Origin of the sequence: Terriglobus tenax, assembly GCF_025685395.1 — a bacterium.
Lineage (GTDB): Bacteria > Acidobacteriota > Terriglobia > Terriglobales > Acidobacteriaceae > Terriglobus > Terriglobus tenax.
The window spans coordinates 960,765-976,660 of sequence record NZ_JAGSYA010000004.1 but is presented as its reverse complement, the minus strand read 5'-3'; the positions used below and the strand labels follow the sequence as shown (position 1 = coordinate 976,660).

12 protein-coding genes are annotated in these 15,896 nt (G+C 61.4%); 9 read left to right on the top strand and 3 right to left on the bottom strand.

Translation table 11 applies throughout. The annotated features are described in order from the left end of the window. Nucleotides 1–35: 35 nt before the first annotated feature. A complete protein-coding gene (locus tag OHL13_RS09605; RefSeq protein WP_263409908.1) occupies nucleotides 36–1,043 on the top strand; it encodes a sugar phosphate isomerase/epimerase family protein in 1,008 nt (335 codons plus the stop codon). 194 nt (nucleotides 1,044–1,237) lie between these two features. On the opposite strand, the gene OHL13_RS09600 is transcribed toward OHL13_RS09605, so the two are convergent. Together OHL13_RS09600 and OHL13_RS09595 are read right to left on the bottom strand one after the other, a co-directional pair. Continuing rightward, nucleotides 1,238–2,419, bottom strand: coding sequence for an MFS transporter (locus OHL13_RS09600; protein ID WP_263409907.1), 1,182 nt, complete (start codon nucleotides 2,417–2,419; stop codon nucleotides 1,238–1,240). A gap of 39 nt (nucleotides 2,420–2,458) precedes the next feature. Continuing rightward, entirely contained in the window at nucleotides 2,459–3,661 is a 1,203-nt protein-coding gene (locus OHL13_RS09595) for a Gfo/Idh/MocA family protein (RefSeq protein WP_263409906.1), read from the bottom strand. Nucleotides 3,662–3,857: 196 nt separating this feature from the next. Here OHL13_RS09595 and OHL13_RS09590 point away from each other — a divergent pair, with 196 nt between their 5' ends. After that, nucleotides 3,858–4,823, top strand: coding sequence for a sugar phosphate isomerase/epimerase family protein (locus OHL13_RS09590; RefSeq protein ID WP_263409905.1), 966 nt, complete (start codon nucleotides 3,858–3,860; stop codon nucleotides 4,821–4,823). Here the strand turns inward: OHL13_RS09590 and OHL13_RS09585 are convergent. Then, nucleotides 4,783–6,087, bottom strand: coding sequence for an ROK family transcriptional regulator (locus OHL13_RS09585; protein ID WP_263409904.1), 1,305 nt, complete (start codon nucleotides 6,085–6,087; stop codon nucleotides 4,783–4,785). The genes OHL13_RS09590 and OHL13_RS09585 overlap by 41 nt on opposite strands. A gap of 112 nt (nucleotides 6,088–6,199) precedes the next feature. Here OHL13_RS09585 and OHL13_RS09580 point away from each other — a divergent pair, with 112 nt between their 5' ends. The 7 genes from OHL13_RS09580 (at nucleotide 6,200) to OHL13_RS09550 (ending at nucleotide 15,868) form a co-directional block, all read left to right on the top strand. Beyond that, nucleotides 6,200–7,540 carry a DegT/DnrJ/EryC1/StrS family aminotransferase gene (locus tag OHL13_RS09580; RefSeq protein ID WP_263409903.1) on the top strand — a complete coding sequence of 447 codons (1,341 nt, stop codon included), beginning with the start codon at nucleotides 6,200–6,202 and terminating at the stop codon, nucleotides 7,538–7,540. A 24-nt stretch (nucleotides 7,541–7,564) separates the two neighbouring features. Next, entirely contained in the window at nucleotides 7,565–8,647 is a 1,083-nt protein-coding gene (locus OHL13_RS09575) for a LacI family DNA-binding transcriptional regulator (RefSeq protein WP_263409902.1), read from the top strand. Nucleotides 8,648–8,939: 292 nt separating this feature from the next. After that, a complete protein-coding gene (galK, locus tag OHL13_RS09570) occupies nucleotides 8,940–10,088 on the top strand; it encodes a galactokinase (RefSeq protein ID WP_263409901.1) in 1,149 nt (382 codons plus the stop codon). Next, nucleotides 10,088–11,152, top strand: coding sequence for a UDP-glucose--hexose-1-phosphate uridylyltransferase (locus OHL13_RS09565; protein ID WP_263409900.1), 1,065 nt, complete (start codon nucleotides 10,088–10,090; stop codon nucleotides 11,150–11,152). Before galK ends, OHL13_RS09565 begins: the two co-directional genes overlap by 1 nt. A 37-nt stretch (nucleotides 11,153–11,189) precedes the next feature. Continuing rightward, the gene (locus OHL13_RS09560) at nucleotides 11,190–12,851 is read left to right on the top strand and encodes a carboxylesterase/lipase family protein (RefSeq protein WP_263409899.1); all 1,662 of its coding nucleotides are present in this window, start codon (nucleotides 11,190–11,192) and stop codon (nucleotides 12,849–12,851) included. 111 nt (nucleotides 12,852–12,962) lie between these two features. Continuing rightward, on the top strand, nucleotides 12,963–14,345 hold the full coding sequence (locus OHL13_RS09555; protein ID WP_263409898.1) for a glycoside hydrolase family 28 protein: 1,383 nt from the start codon (nucleotides 12,963–12,965) through the stop codon (nucleotides 14,343–14,345). Nucleotides 14,346–14,350: 5 nt separating this feature from the next. After that, nucleotides 14,351–15,868, top strand: a complete 1,518-nt coding sequence (locus tag OHL13_RS09550; RefSeq protein WP_263409897.1) for a GDSL-type esterase/lipase family protein — start codon at nucleotides 14,351–14,353, stop codon at nucleotides 15,866–15,868. The last annotated feature ends 28 nt before the right edge of the window (nucleotides 15,869–15,896 follow it).

Below are 15,896 nucleotides of genomic sequence, written 5' to 3'. Positions count from 1 at the left end.
TGGCTTCAACAGACGTTTTATCCAAGGAGTGACGTATGCATTACTCACGACGTGAATTCGGCAAACTGGCCTTGTCGAGCCTGCCTGTGGCTGCCGCCCTGGCCTCTAACCCCGCGCGTTTGTTCGCGGCCACCAAGCCCAACTCAAAGATCAACGGCGTGCAGATCGGCGTCATCAGCTACAGCTACCGCCAGATGCCCCAGAACGGCGCCCTCGATGACCTGAAGTACGCCGTCGAAAACGGTATCAACGCGCTCGAGCTTGAAACCGTCCAGGAAGAGTGGGCAGGCGCTCCGAAGCGTCCCGCGATGAATCGTCCGGGTGCCAACGCTCCACAGACCAGTGCATCGCGCGCCGCCGGCCCCCGCCAGATGTCGCCCGAGCAGCAGGCCGCCATGAAGCAGTATGCCGAAGACCTCAAGAAGTTCCGCCTCTCCGTCCCCATGTCCAAGTACGAGGAACTGAAGAAGATCTACGCCGATGCAGGTTGTTCGATCTATGCCTTCAAAATCACGCTGAACATGGCTATGGAAGACGCTGAGTTCGACTACGCCTTCAAGGCTGCCAAGGCCTGCGGAGCAAGCCACCTCACGATGGAGATGCCCGACGGAAAGCCCGAGCTCACCAAGCGCATCGGCGAGTTTGCGTCCAAGTACAAGATGATGATGGGCTACCACGCCCACCTGCAGGCCACACCCACCACCTGGGACGAAGCCATGGCGCAGTCGCCCTACAACGGCATCAACCTCGACATCGGCCACTACACCGCCGCCGGCAACACAGACACGATCGAGTTCATCAGGAAGAACCACGCCCGCATCACCAGCATGCACGTCAAGGACCGCAAGAACAAAGAGCACGGCGAAGCCAACATGCCCTTCGGCGAGGGCGACACGCCCATCAAGGAAGCGCTGCAGCTGATGAAGAAGGAAGGCTACAAGTTCCCGGCGACCATCGAACTGGAGTACCCCATCCCCGAGGGTTCAGACTCGGTGAAGGAAGTCGCCAAGTGCCTGTCCTACTGCAAGGCAGCACTGGCATAACCAGCAAAAGCCACTGTCCTCTCGACAGGAGCGAAGCGAAGTGAAGAGCCCCGCATGGGGCTTTTCGAAGGTGATGCGTCAGTGCACGGCTTCAGCCGTGCCGCAACTTCCATCCCAACGCGGCTTTAGCCGCTGAGGTCACAAAGCAAAAGGCCCGCGAAGAATCGCGGGCCTTTTGAGCTTTCCCATCCAACTTACGCGTCAGCCGTCTTCTCTTCCTTGAACGCCACCAGGAAGAACAGCAGCACCACGGCGGCAACCGACGCCGCCACCAGCCAGATGGACCTCCATGCGTGCCCATCGGCCGTGGCATACTTGTCCACCACCAGGCCAGACAGCCACGAACCCAGCAGCATGCCCACGCCGTAGGTGATCAGTGTGATCAGTCCCTGGGCCGCGCTGCGATACGCAGCCGGAGCCTTGCGGTCCGTATAGATCTGCCCGGTTACAAAGAAGAAGTCATAGCAGATGCCATGCAGCAGGATGCCCAGCAGCAGCATCCACATGCCCGCCTGCGGATTGCCATACGCGAAGCAAAGATAACGCAGCACCCAGGCCGCAATGCCCGCCACCAGCATCCACTTCACACCCAGCCGGCGGAAGAACCACGGGATCAGCAGCATGCAGCCAAGCTCGGACATCTGGCCAAAGGTCATCTTGCCCGCGGCGTTGGCCACACCCACCTGCACCAGGAAGGGATTGGTGAAGGCATAGTAGAACTGCAGCGGAACGCAGATCAGGAACGACGCCAGTGCAAAGATCAGGAAGCTGCGGTCCAGGAACATGCGCCGCACCTCCACCGGAAACAGGTTGCCCACGCTGAAGCGTTCCTTCGCCTGCGGGGGCGTATTGGGCAGCAGCAGGGAATACACCGCCAGCGCCACCGAGGCGCCGGCAGCCAGCCGCAGCGGAAGCGCCGTGGCCTCCGCCTGGAACCCATAGCTCACCACCAGCCCCGCGCAGATCCAGCCAATCGTTCCAAGCACGCGGATCGGCGCAAACTCTGACTTCGGATCGGTCATCTGGCGGAAAGCAATCGCGTTCACCAGACCGAGCGTCGGCATGTAGAGAACGGCATACGCCAGCACCAGGCCGTACAGCGGACCGAAGCTTGTCTGCAAAGACGCCGCATACATCAGCCCGCCGCCAATCAGGTGCAGCAGCGCCAGCATCTTCTCCGCGGCCATCAGGTTATCGGCCACCCATCCGGCAATAAAGGGCGAAAGCACGGCGCCAATTGCCGTCGTACCGGCGATCAGGCCGGTTTGCACACCATTGAAGTGCAGTGTCTGGCTTACCCAGGTTGTTACCGTCACATACCAGGCGCCCCAGATGAAAAACTCCAGAAACATCATGGTGCTAAGCCTGAACCGCATCTGCATGTTCATCAGGAAGTGGTCTCTCCGGATTCCGTATTAGATCGAATTGTGGGTCGCAAAGGATGGTGCGGTGCTCTCGCCGGGCATCAGTTGAACCTGCTTCCACACGCTACCAGCCTCATGGCTCGCCAGCATAGCATCCAGCACGCGCATCGTGTATTCGGCGTCGGCAAAGGTGCAGACGGTGGCTGGCTTGTTGCCCGTGCGGATCCACTGATAAATGTCCGCGATAATGTTGCGGAAGGCATCCGGCCAGCCTTCCTGGTGGCCGCCCGGCAGGCTGGCATAACTGGCCGCTCCCGCCAGCATCAGGCTGGGGTCTTTCTTCAGGGTCTCGTTGGGACGGTCATGGTGGCCAATCCAGATCTCGTTCTGCTCTTCCTGCACCCAGCGCAGGCTGGCCGCGCGGCCATTCAGCTCAATCTCCAGGCCGTTCTTATGCCCCGGCAAGACCTGCGCCACGGTAAAGCAGCCACGTGCCCCGTTGTCGAAGCGCACCAGCACAGAGGCCAGGTCCTCGCCTTCCACCGTCACCGGATACTTCTCCCCGGAATTGTTCTGCGAGAAGGCCTCGGCGGAGGCGCCGCTGGTGTAGCGGGTCTTCACAATCGTCGTCATATCGGCCAGCACTTCAATAATGCGAGCTCCGGAGACATGCTGAGCCAGGTCGCACCAGTGCGAGCCAATGTCCGCCAGCGCTGAGCTCACGCCGCCCTTCGCCGGGTCCGAGCGCCAGGAATACACATGGTCGTCCGTCATCCAGTCCTGCAGGTATTGCCCATGCACGAAGAACAGGCGGCCAATCTTGTCCTGCTCAATCATCAGGCGCATCTGCTGTACCAGCGGATTGCCACGGTAGTTGAAGGTCACCGCGTTCACCACTCCGGCTGAGGCCGCCGCCGCGCGCAGGGTCGCTGCTTCCTTGCTGGTCATGGCCACAGGCTTGTCAGAGACAACATGCTTGCCCGCCTCCAGCGCTGCCAGGCTCACCGGAAAGTGCAGGTGGTTCGGCGTGGTGTTGTGGATCACATCAATGTCTGGCCGGGCGATCAGCTCGCGAAAATCACCGTAGGCATCGCGAACGTGCAGCAGGTCGGCCTTCTTGCGGGCCGTCTCCGGGTTTGATCCCGCGACGGCTACAACCTCAACATCACCCAGGCGTCGCACCGCGTCAATGTGGTGGGGAGCAATAAATCCGGGGCCAACCAGTCCCATAGTAAGTCGTTTGTTGGATGACATCGGCTGCTCTACCTCGGTTCCTGCGGGGGATGGGGACGACTGCCATAAATGCTGCCTAGCCATGCGCAGGTTTGTCAAAGATAAAACGAATCCTGCCGAAAGAAGCCTCGTTTTGACTCGATATTGTTAATTATCAAAATATATCGGCCCGCCAAACCTCCCTTCCAGGGCGATAGCATAGCCTCAGGGGAAAACCATGCGACTTGGTGTCTTCAATCCGGTCTTCGCAAAACTGAGCCTGCAGCAGATGCTGGCGGAACTGAAGCTCTATCCCGAGATTACCGCCGTCGAAGTCGGCACCGGTGGCTGGCCGGGCAGCGCACATATCGATCTGGACGCCTGCCTCGCCTCCAAAGACGCCGCCACAACCTTCAGGCGGCAGATTCAGGACGCCGGCCTGGTCATCAGCGCCTTCTCCTGCCATGGGAATCCGCTGCACCCGGACGCCGCCGTGGCCAGCGAAGCTGACACCCTCTTTCGCAAGACCGTACGTTTGGCGGAGATGCTGGAAGTGCCGGTCGTCGTCACCTTTTCCGGCTGCCCCGGAGGGGGGCCACAAGAGACGAAGCCTAACTGGATCACAACCCCCTGGCCGCCGGAGTACAGCGAGATGCTCGCCTGGCAGTGGGAACAGCGGTTGATTCCGTACTGGCAGGACGCCGGCGCATTCGCCGCGGACCATGGCATCAGGGTCGCAATTGAAGCCCACCCCGGTTTCTGCGTCTACAACCCGGAGACCGCCATGCAACTGCGCGCCACGGCGGGCAAGTCCGTCGGCATCAACCTGGACCCCAGCCACTTCTTCTGGCAGGGAGTCGACCTGCCGGCCGCGATTGCTTACCTGGGCGAGGCCATCTTCCATGTCCACGCCAAGGACGTCGCCCTGAACACCGGCAATGTAGCCCGCACCGGCGTGCTGGATGCGAAGAGTTATACCCGCATGCAGGAGCGCGCATGGTTGTTCCGCAGCGTCGGCTGGGGCCATGGCGATCTGGAGTGGAAGGGAATCGCCTCGGCGCTGCGCCTCGCGGGGTACGACTACGTCATCAGCATTGAGCATGAGGACGCACTGGCCTCGATTCGCGAAGGCCTGTCTGCGGCCGTGGCGACGCTCTCGCGGGCTATCCTGCGTGAACCGCCTGTTGAGGCATGGTGGGTATAGCAGTCTCCGCGCCGCGGTTGTGAACGCTCTCCATCAGGGCCGCGGCTGTCAGGCGGGCTGCGCCCACTGCTCCCGCGTTGGTGCTCAGCGGAGAGATCAGCAACTGCACATCGTTGACTGCCTTTTCCATGGCACGCTGGCGAACGACACGGCGAATCTGGTCCAGCAGCAGCACCGGCGCGGCGCGGAACAGCGCTCCGCCGAAGATGATGGCCTCGGGGTTCAGCAGGTTCACCAGGTCCGCCGCGGACGCGCCAATGTGCGAGGCTGCCTCTGAGAGCACGCGGAAGGCAAGGCTGTCGTTCTCCTCGGCTGCCTGCGCAATAATCTCAATGCTGATGCGGTCCATGTCATTGCCGGCCATCTCCAGCGTCTTGGAGATAACGCCTTTGGACAGGGCCCGTCGCACGGCCTCAATGATGGTGGCGGAAGAGGCCATCGCCTCCAGGCAGCCGTTATTGCCGCACAGGCACAGGGGCCCGTTTTCATCCACGGTCATGTGGCCAAACTCGCCCGCACTGCCATTAAAGCCACGGTAGATCGAGCCTCCGATAAAGATCGAAGCGCCGATACCCATGCCCGCGTCAACGTACACGAAGTCGCGAAAGTTCTGCCCCGCACCCAGAAAGCATTCGCTGGTGGCCACAGCACGCGCGCTGTCCTCCAGCAGGCAGGGAATCCCAAAGTAATCCTCCACCAACTGCTTCAGCGGCACATTCTTCCATTGTTCGGCGTGGCCCAGTCGCGGGTAGGAGAGCACCATGCCTCGGGCGACATCGATCACGCCGGAGAAGGCAACGCCAATGCCCAGCACCGAGCTGCGCGCAACGCCGGCGTCCGCCAGTGCCTGGTCGATCAGTTGAAAGCAGCGATTGAGCGCGGCTTCGCGCCCGCGCCACATCTCGGTAGCTTCTTCCCGATAGCCCAGCAGCTTGCCGTTCAGGTCCGTAATGGCGATACGCAGGTTGAAGGTACCGATATCCACGCCAACCACGTTACCCAGGTCGGGGTGCATGGTTAGCGAAATGCGGCGGCGGCCCACAACCTTGGCGGAAGACATCTCCTCGACAAGGAACTTCTTCTCCACCAGACCGCCCACCACGCCGGTAATATTGGCGGTGCTCAGACCCAGCCGCTGCGCCAGCTCCACGCGAGAGATGGAGGGTTCACGCTGAATCAGCTGCAGCACGGCAAACTCGGTCTGCGTCCTGCTCGAAACGCGTTCTTTGTCCTTCCCCATGCGCGGCATATCGTGAACCATCATAAGCGAAGCTATTTCCTTCGTGATGGCCAGTATATGCCGTGGAATCCGATTGACGTCGGCTGTCGAACGGGCATACAACTTCGTATACGCAAACCGCGCCAGTGCATGTGCCATGAGTCTTGATCTCGAAAAGCCGATCCGTACACGGCCATTGCCGGATGAATTCCCCGGCGTCCATTCGATGGACGAGGACGAGGCTGAGGCCGCGATTCGCATCATTCGCAGCAAATCGCTCTATCGCTACTACGGCGTTCATCCACAGCACGAGGTCTCCTCCTTTGAAGAGGAGTTCGCCCGCTTCCTGGAAGCGCGGCATGTGCTGGCCGTAACCAGCGGAACCTCTGCTCTGCATGTCGCCCTGAGCGCCCTGAAAATTGGCCCCGGCGACGAAGTGATCGTTCCCGCCTACATGTGGGTATCGGTCGTTGCGGCCGTGGTGAACCTCGGCGCGATCCCGGTGCTCGCGGAGATCGACGACACCTTCGGCCTGGACCCGCGCGATGTCGAGCGCAGAATCACCCCGCGCACAGCAGGCATCGTGGCCGTACACATGAACGGCTGCGCGGTGAACATTCACCGCCTGGCGGAGGTAGCTCGCCGCAACGGCATCTTCCTGCTGGAAGACTGCGCCCAGTGCGTGGGAGCCACCGTCGGCGGCCAGCGCGTGGGAACCTTCGGAGACATGGCCATCTTCAGCTTCCAGCTGAACAAGAACATGACCGTCGGAGAAGCCGGCGCCGTTGTCACCAACGACGAGCGGCTTTACCGCAAAGCGGTGGCCGTGCACGATGCCGGCTACTCCCGAGGCCTGGATGAAGATCTGCAGATGGATGACATCGCTTCCTATAGCTGGGGACGTGGCGTTCGTCTCGATGAACTGCGTGCCGCCGTCCTGCGGGTGCAACTGGGCAAGGTGGAAACCACGATCAGCCGGATGCGCCGCAGCAAGAACCGCATCCTGGAGTCGCTGTACGCTCATCAGCAGCTCAGCTTCCGCCGTCGCGTGGATGCAGCAGGAGACACCAGCTGCTTCCTTCTGACCATCTTTCCCGATCGCGATTCGGCCCGGCAGGTCAACCGGCTGATGCGTCAGCATGGCATTGCGACCAAGTCGCCGGACACCAGCAACGTGCTGCTCGCCAACTACGGCATGCACATCTACTCCAACATCCCCGCCCTGGTGCAGAAGACTGGCACGGACAAACGCGGCTTCCCCTGGACGCTGGCGGAGAACCGCGATTCCGTCTACAGCTACGCCCACGGAGCCTGTCCGGCCTCCGATGATCTGTTCGAGCGTACGCAGTTGCTGGTCGTGCCATCCTGCCTCACCGCGCAGGATGAAGACGATATCGTCGAGTCGTTCCATCGCGCACTGGACGCGGTATTTGGCTCCGTAGCCGCCCCGGCCAACCGCTTTACCGCGGGCGAATGCCTGATTACTCCCTGCGGCTGAACTCTGTGGCTCTAGGATGGTAGGGTGTCCGGAAGCGCAGACAAGCCAAACGGAATTCGCGAAATTGCTGAAGCCCTCGGGGTCTCCATCGGCACCGTAGACCGTGCCCTGCATGGCCGTCCAGGCATCAGTCCACAGACGCGCGACAGCGTTCTGCGCATGGCGAAGAAGCTGAACTACAAGCCCAACTTCGCCGCGCGCAACCTCAAGCTCTCACGAACACTCCGCTTCGGCATATTTCTTCCCGAACGGATCGCCGTCTACTTCGACAGCATGCAGGCAGGCATGCAGGCTGCCGCCGAACGGCTGACGACAGGCACACCGCTCGAACTGAAGTTCTTTCGCTTTCCTCGTTTGGGCGATGGTGACGTGGAATGCATGGAACGTGCCCGCTGGCATCAGTTTGATGGTGTAGTGCTCGCACCGGGTAATCCTTCCGGTCTCTCAACGCTCTTCCGTGACTCCTCCGCGCCGCCGCTGTTGTTCATCGGCAGCGATGCTCCCTTGCTGGACCGCATTGCCTCCGTCTCGTCCGATGCAACGGTCAGCGGCCGCATCGCGGCCGATCTGCTGGGCCGCGTTTTGCCGCAGCCGGCGAAGGTCGCCATGATCGCCGGAGATCTCCGCATTCAGGATCACGGTGAAAAACTGCGTGGCTTCTCGGAGTCCCTGGCCGTGCACGCACCGCAACTCACCCTTCTACCGCCGCTGGAGTCGCATGACAATCCGGAAGAGGGATATGAAGCCGCGCGGAAGCTGCTGCGCAGGCACCCCGCCCTGGGCGGCCTCTACCTGGGAACGGCGAATAGCCTTCCCGTTCTCCGGGCTGTGGATGAGGCAAAGCTGCTGGGCAGGTTGAAGATCGTGACCACGGACCTGTTTCCGGAACTTGTCCCCCTCATTGAGAGCGACCGCATCCTGTGCTCGCTGCATCAGCGTCCGTTTACGCAGGGAAAGATGGCAGTCGAGATGCTGTATGCCCACGTTCTGGGCTTGAAGCCGGTACCGCCCATCACGCGCCTAGCGCCCCACCTTGTGCTGCGCAGCAATCTCTCCTTGTTCGCCGACGGACTGGACCAGGAAGCCTCGCTTCTGCCGGATTCCTAGGCATGCCCTGCAGAGAACAAGCGGCGAGAGAAGACCTTCTTTCCTCTAAGGATGTTGCCGTTTTTTGTCGGGGAACGATGTCGTAAGGGGAACGCTGGAAAGCCTTAGCTTTCAGGACGAAGGGGCAGGGAACTTCGTCCTGAAATAAACCAGCATGGAAAGAAGCTTCACCCCCGGCTGTTCGCGAAAGCCGCGCCGAAAACTTTGCATCCGTAACTCCTCTCGTGTACGTTACCGAAGAGGCTTTTTTCCCTCCCACGATACACTTCTCCATACACTTTCAAGGATCTGCATGACCGCCAGCACTGACCAGCAAACCACCCTCTTCCGTGCTCCCGCGCGCGTCAATCTGCTGGGCGAACATACGGACTACAGCGGAGGATGGGTGCTGCCCATCGCCATCTCCTACTACACCCAGGTGCGCATCTCTCCCTCTGTCGATGGGCGTTACAGCTTTCGCAGCCTCCAGTTCGAGGGCGTGGCCGAAGGCGACCTGCACACTCTGAAGACACGCCACCACACCTGGAGCGACTACCCTGTGGGTGTTCTGCAGGAGCTGGCAAAGCTGGGGATCGCTCCGCCACCCTTTGCCATGGAGGTCAGTGGCAACGTGCCGCTCGGTGCGGGACTCAGCTCCTCGGCTTCCATTGAGGTGGCCTCCTGCATGGCCATGCTGCGGCTGAGCGGATCCTCGATGACCGATGCGGAGATCGCCCTTCTGTGTCAGCGCGCCGAGAACCTCTTCGTGGAGTCCCCCTGCGGCATCATGGACCAGTTCGTGGTCACCGCCGGTACAGAGGGGCACGCTCTTCTGCTGCAAACACGCGACCTCACCTATGAGCTTGTGCCGGTGACTACAGGCGCCCTGGCCGGCCTCAGCATCGTGGCCTGCAACTCCATGGTCAAGCACTCGGTGGCAACCGGAGACTACGGCTCGCGCCGCAAGGGTGTCGAAGCAGGGCAGCAGGTACTGCGCGAAACCTTTCCCGGCCTGCGCGATCTGGGCGATGCCACCGTGCAGCAGTTGGAACAATGCAGGGACAACATGTCGCATGAAGCCTACAAGCGTTGCTTCCACGTGATTACGGAGAACGCCCGCGTTTTGTCTGCCCGCGAAGCCCTGATGGCGGGCGATGCGAAGCGCTTTGGCGAGTTGATGCTGGCCTCGCACATCAGCCAGAGAGACGAGTTTGAAGACAGTTGCGAAGAGATCGACTTCCTTGTGGACACGGCCATGGCACAGCCCGGCTGCCTCGGTGCACGCCTCACCGGCGGCGGCTTCGGCGGCTGCACCGTCAACCTGGTGAAGAAAGACGAGGTCCCGGCATTCTCTCGGGCGATCATCCGTGCTTACCAGGCCCGCTACGGAATTGATCCTGAGATCTACCTCTGCGATGCCGTGGATGGCGCCGTGGAACTCGCCGCAAAGGAGAATGCCTAATGGACGCGCTCTGGCTGCAGTCGCCGCATCGCCGTTGGAACCCCTTACGCCGCGAGTGGGTAGTGGTTTCTCCGCACCGCACGCAGCGTCCCTGGCAGGGGCAGACGGAAACTCCCGCCACGCCCGCCGTTCTGCAGCATGATCCCGGCTGCTACCTCTGCCCCGGAAACCTCCGCGCCAACGGTGATCGCACGCCGCAGTATGACAGCACCTTCGTCTTTGAGAATGACTTTGCCGCGCTGAAGCCCGATGTGCCGCAGGCTGCGCTGTCGCTCGATCCCTCCGGCCTTCTGCGCGCTGAGACCGAGCGCGGTATCTGCCGCGTGCTCTGCTTCGATCCGCGTCACGACCTCACACTGGCGACGATGCCCGTCGCAAAGATTCGCAACGTGGTGGAGATGTGGACGGCGCAGGCCGCGGAGCTGGGAGCACGGCCGGAGATCCAGTACGTGCAGATCTTCGAGAACCGCGGCGCCATGATGGGCGCCAGCAATCCACATCCGCACGGACAGATCTGGGCCACCGAACACATCCCCAATGAGCCCCTTCTGGAGCTTGCCGCACAGCGTGAGTTCTACGCGCAGCACGGGGAGCCGTTACTGGCTTCGTATCTGCGGACCGAGCTGGCGCAGCAGGAACGCATCGTCGCGCAGAACGAGACCTGGGGGGTCGTGCTGCCCTTCTGGGCCGTATGGCCGTTTGAGACGCTGTTGCTGCCCAAACGTTCCGTTGCTTCCTTCGACGCGCTCACCAGCTCTGAGCGCGACGGTCTGGCGGCAATCCTGCATACTCTCACGGCGGGCTACAACCGCGTCTTCGATACGCCCTTCCCATATTCCATGGGCTTCCATCCCGCACCCTCGGATGGCGAAGAGCACCCGGAGTGGACCATGCATGCCCACTTCTATCCGCCGCTTCTGCGCTCGGCAACCGTACGCAAGTTCATGGTCGGCTTTGAGCTTCTCGGCTCTCCGCAACGCGACATTACGCCGGAGTCCGCCGCCGCAACCCTCCGTTCCGTCATGCAGTCATTTGGCGGTTTGCCCATCGCCGTTCAAGAATGAACCCATTGCTGCGAATTGCAGCAACGGGAGAGTTCTGGTGCGTCGTCGTACATTTCTGGAAGGTGGGCTTGGCGCTGCGGCCATGCTCTCGTCGCGTTCGTTGTTGGCCTTTGCGGAGACGCGGCCCGTGGTCCGCACCTCCGCGGGCGAGGTTCGCGGTGCAACGAAGGACGGCATCGCCAGCTTCCTCGGCATTCCTTACGGAGCCGACACCAGCACCCGCCGCTTCCAGCCGCCTGTGCCGCCCACCGCATGGACAGGCATTCGCGACTGCATCCGTTGGGGAGACCGTTCTCCGCAGCTTGGCGGCAGCAGCCGCGCCCGGCGGGAAGAGCCGAAGCAGAACCCTGACACCTTTCACCTTCCGCCCGATGAAGGCCCCATCAGCGAAGACTGCCTGCACCTGAATGTGTGGACACCGTCGCCTTCGCGCGCTGGTCATAAGAAGCGCCCGGTGCTCTTCTACATCCATGGCGGAGCCTACAACGGCGGTACGGTCAACGCCGCTCTCTACGATGGCACACGGCTGGCGAAGCGTGGCGATGTCGTCGTGGTCACGGTGAACCATCGCCTCAACGCCTTCGGCTATCTCTACCTGGCGGAGCTGACGAACGATCCTGCCTATGCCGATTCCGGCAACGCTGGCATGCTGGATCTGGTGCTGGCCTTGCGCTGGGTGAAGGACAACATCGCCTCGTTTGGCGGCGATCCCAATCGCGTCACTATCTGGGGACAGTCCGGCGGCGGAGCCAAGTGCGCCACCCTGATGGCCATGCCCGCCGCACACGGTCTCTTCCATCGCGTGATGAGCATGAGCGGCCAGCAGGTGACGGCGGCCCCGAAGAAAATTGCGACCGATCGGTCTCGTCAGTTCCTGGCAAAACTCGGCTTGCAGGATGTCTCCGGCACGGAGTTGCGGCAGAAGCTGGACGCATTGCCGCTCGAAACCCTGGAAGACGCCGCCCGTGTCAGTGGCGCGTGGCTCCCGGTAGTGGATGGCGGAGCGCTGCCGCGCGATCCGTTCGACCCGGACGCTCCGCCGCTCTCGAACGACGTGCCGATGATCCTTGGCAACACCCATGACGAGACCCGCGGCCTGATCGGCGGTGGGCAGCCAGCTTTGTTTTCAATCACCTGGGAGGACTTGCCAGCCGCGCTTCAAAAGAACGTCGGCAGCTTCCTCGGCGGCATGGACCCGAAGGATGTGGTCACGAAATATCGCGGCTGGTATCCGCTGTACTCTCCGGCGGACGTCTTTTTTGCCGCCGCGACAGCCTTCCGTTCGTGGCCGGGACAGGTGATCGAGGCGGAGCGCCGCGCCCAGAGTCCCGCATCCAACCGTACCTGGGTCTACCAGATGAACTGGCCGTCGCCGGTGGCGGGTGGCAAGTTTAAAGCGCCACATACGCTCGATATTCCGTTCTTTTTCGACAATTTAGCGCTCTCTCCGGGCATGATCGGCGCCACAAAGGACGAAATTCGCCGCGCCCAGCCTCTGGCGGAGGCCATGAGCCAGACGCTGATCACCTATGCAAAAACCGGCAATCCGAACAATCGGGCGATCCCGCAGTGGCCCTCCTACGACCTATCGAAGCGTTTCACCATGATGTGGGAGACAAAGCCTCTGGTCGCCAGCGATCCGCGCGGAGAGGAGCGTAGATTGGCGGCGCAGGCGCACTACCGCCAGCCCGGCACATAAATGTTTCCGCTATTGAAACGTTTTGATTTGTATTTGACGCGAATTAACTCCGCTCCATATAGTTCAGGCGAGCACCTCTGGTGCATCCCTCTGGCTTTGAAGTGGAGTTCCGTGACTCGTTCTGCCGTTTTTGCCCTTCCGTTCGCATTGTTAAGCCTCGCCGCCGCAGCCCAGGACACCCGCCATGTTGTTGAACCTGTTATCCCAAAGGCGTGCACGGTGCTGAAGTCCGAGCTGCGTGCGGAGAACAACGCCCTGCGCGAGCAGGACGAGCAGAAGCTCGACTCCGAACGCATTCAGAAGGCTCTGGATAGCTGCGGCGCGGGCAAGGCTGTAGCGTTGCGTGCAAGCGGGGGGAACAACGCCTTTCTGAGCGGCCCTCTGGAAATGCGTGCAGGCGTTACTCTGCTGATCGAGAAGGGTGTCACGCTGTATGGATCACGCGACCCGAAGTTGTATGACACCAAGCCCGGCGGGTGCGGTACCTCCGGACCCGAAAGCAGCGCCTGCCGGCCGCTGATCAGTGTGAAGGATGTGAAGAACGCGGCCATTATGGGCGAAGGCGCGATTGATGGCCGTGGCGGCAGCCAGCTGATTGGCAAGAGCTATACCTGGTGGCAGCAGTCGCGCGCGGCTGAGCCGACGAACACGAAGTACTCCGCGCCACGGCTCGTGGTCGCAAATCATGCAGACGGCCTGATCCTGTACAAGGTGCGCCTGCACAACTCGCCCAATTTCCATGTGACGGTCAGCAACACCGACGGCTTTACCGCGTGGGGCGTGCACCTGCTGACGCCCACCGTGCGTGGGACCGATGCGCGTAATACGGATGGCATTGACCCAGGCAGCTCGCAGAATGTGACCGTGACGAAGAGCTGGATCGACAACGGCGACGACAATATCGCCATCAAGGCTGGTGTTCACCACATGAGCGTGCTGGACAATCATTTTTACAGCGGTCATGGCATGTCGATGGGCTCGGAAGCGCGCGACGAAAGTGACATCTACGTAGACACGCTGACGCTGGACCACACCACCAGCGGCGTCCGCATCAAGAGCAATGTGCAGCGCGGCGGCGTGGTGCGCAACGTGGTCTATCGCAACCTGTGCCTGCGGGATGTCGAGGTGCCCATCTCCATCAGCCCCTTCTACAACGGCCAGACGACCGACGGCATTGAAGATCTTGGATTGAAGGGACCGCTGACGCCGGACTACAAGGGCATCCGCATTGAAAACTTCCTCAGCTTGACGCCGGGCATTGTGCAGGTGGCTGGTCTGAACGCTGAGCGTGCGACCGAGTTGACGCTGGATGGCGTGGAAGTTCGCGGTGTGAAACCCGAGCAGGTACGGGCTCGTAATGCCAGTGTGACTGTGGGCGCGAAGGGCGCAAACTTTACCTTTACCGGAACGAGCGTGACCAGCACACCTACGCCGATTCCCTCAGTGAAGTCGGGCTTCAGCTGCGACAACAAGTTTGTTCCGTACCAGGATTAGGGGAGATGACGATGCGGTTTGTCGCGAAGAATGTGGGTGCGTTGTTGCTGTGTGCCGCTGCCGCGGGTGCGGTTGCGGAAGACGCGTATGTTGGCGATCATCCGGCACAGCGCCGCGCCGGAACCACGGTGCGCATCGACCTGATCGGTGATTCGACGCAGACCGACAACGCCGGCTATGGTCGCGGCTTCTGCGCCAACCTTTCAGAGAAGGTGGATTGCCTGAACATGGCCAAAGGCGGCGCCAGCACCAAGACCTATCGTGAGATGGGTTTGTGGGACCGCGCGCTGAGCACCAGGCCCGACTACATGCTCATCCAGTTCGGCCATAACGATATGGAGAGCGCTGAGCACCTTGCCCGCCAGGTGACCATGGCCGAGTATGAAGCTAACCTGCGCCGCATGGTGGAGGAGGCACGAGCGCAAGGCATCAAGCCGGTGCTCGTGACTCCGCTGACACGTCGTTACTTTGAGAAGGACGGCAAGATCCATAGTGACCTGCTGGCTCACGCCGCCACCATGAAGAAGGTGGCCAGCGAGATGAAGGTGCCGCTGATTGACCTGCAGACTGAGAGCATTGCCTATCTGGATAAGATTGGCGAGCAGGAAGGCAACAAGCTCGGCATTACCAAGAAGGACAAGGACGGCAACACTGTTCCGGACAAGACGCATCTGGACTGGCAGGGAAGCTATATTTTTGGCCGCATGGTTGCCGCCGATCTGGGCAAAGCCGTTCCGGCGCTGAAGAAGTATGTGCTGCCGAAGGCCGCCGAGCTGCCGCCGCAGGGCAAACTGGCGATGGATGTCATCGAAGGCAAGCCCTTTAAGATCGTCCTGACCGGCGACTCGACCACGGCTCTGGAAGGTGGCTGGGGGCCGGGCTTCTGCGCCACGCTGACACCGAACGTCACCTGTGTGGACCTGGCGCAGAACGGCCGCAGTACGGTCAGCTTTATCGACGAAGGCTGGTGGAAGAAGTCGATCGATGAGAAAGGGCAGTACTACTTCATCCAGTTTGGCCACAATGACCAGAAGCCCGACCCCAAGCGCCACGCGGACGCCGACGGTCTGTATGCCGACAACCTGCGCCGCTTCATTAAGGAAGTGCGTGCAATCGGCGGCATTCCGATCCTGGTCAGCCCGCTTTCGCGGCGCAACTATAAGGACGGCAAGCTGGTGAAGGACGGCCTTGAGGACTACGCCGCCTCCGTACGTAAGGTTGCCGCGGAGGAGAAGGTTACCTTCCTGGACCTGTTCAGCCTGTCACAGCACTACCTGTCTATGAAGACACAGGCCGAGGCGGATGCATACAACGCCACCACGCACCCTGACGCCAGGGCGGAGAACGGCACGGAAGTAAAGCCCGACCGTACTCACCTGAATGACAAGGGCAAGGCGCTGTTTGGCCGCATGGTGGCCGACAACGTCATCCGCACGCAGGTAGAGCTTGGGCCGAATGTGAAGGGGCTGCCTGAGGGAGCGACGCCCGTTCTGCAACAGGCCGCGCCCACGGACGGTCACTAGAGATCTGTTTCATTACAACTGAAGGAGT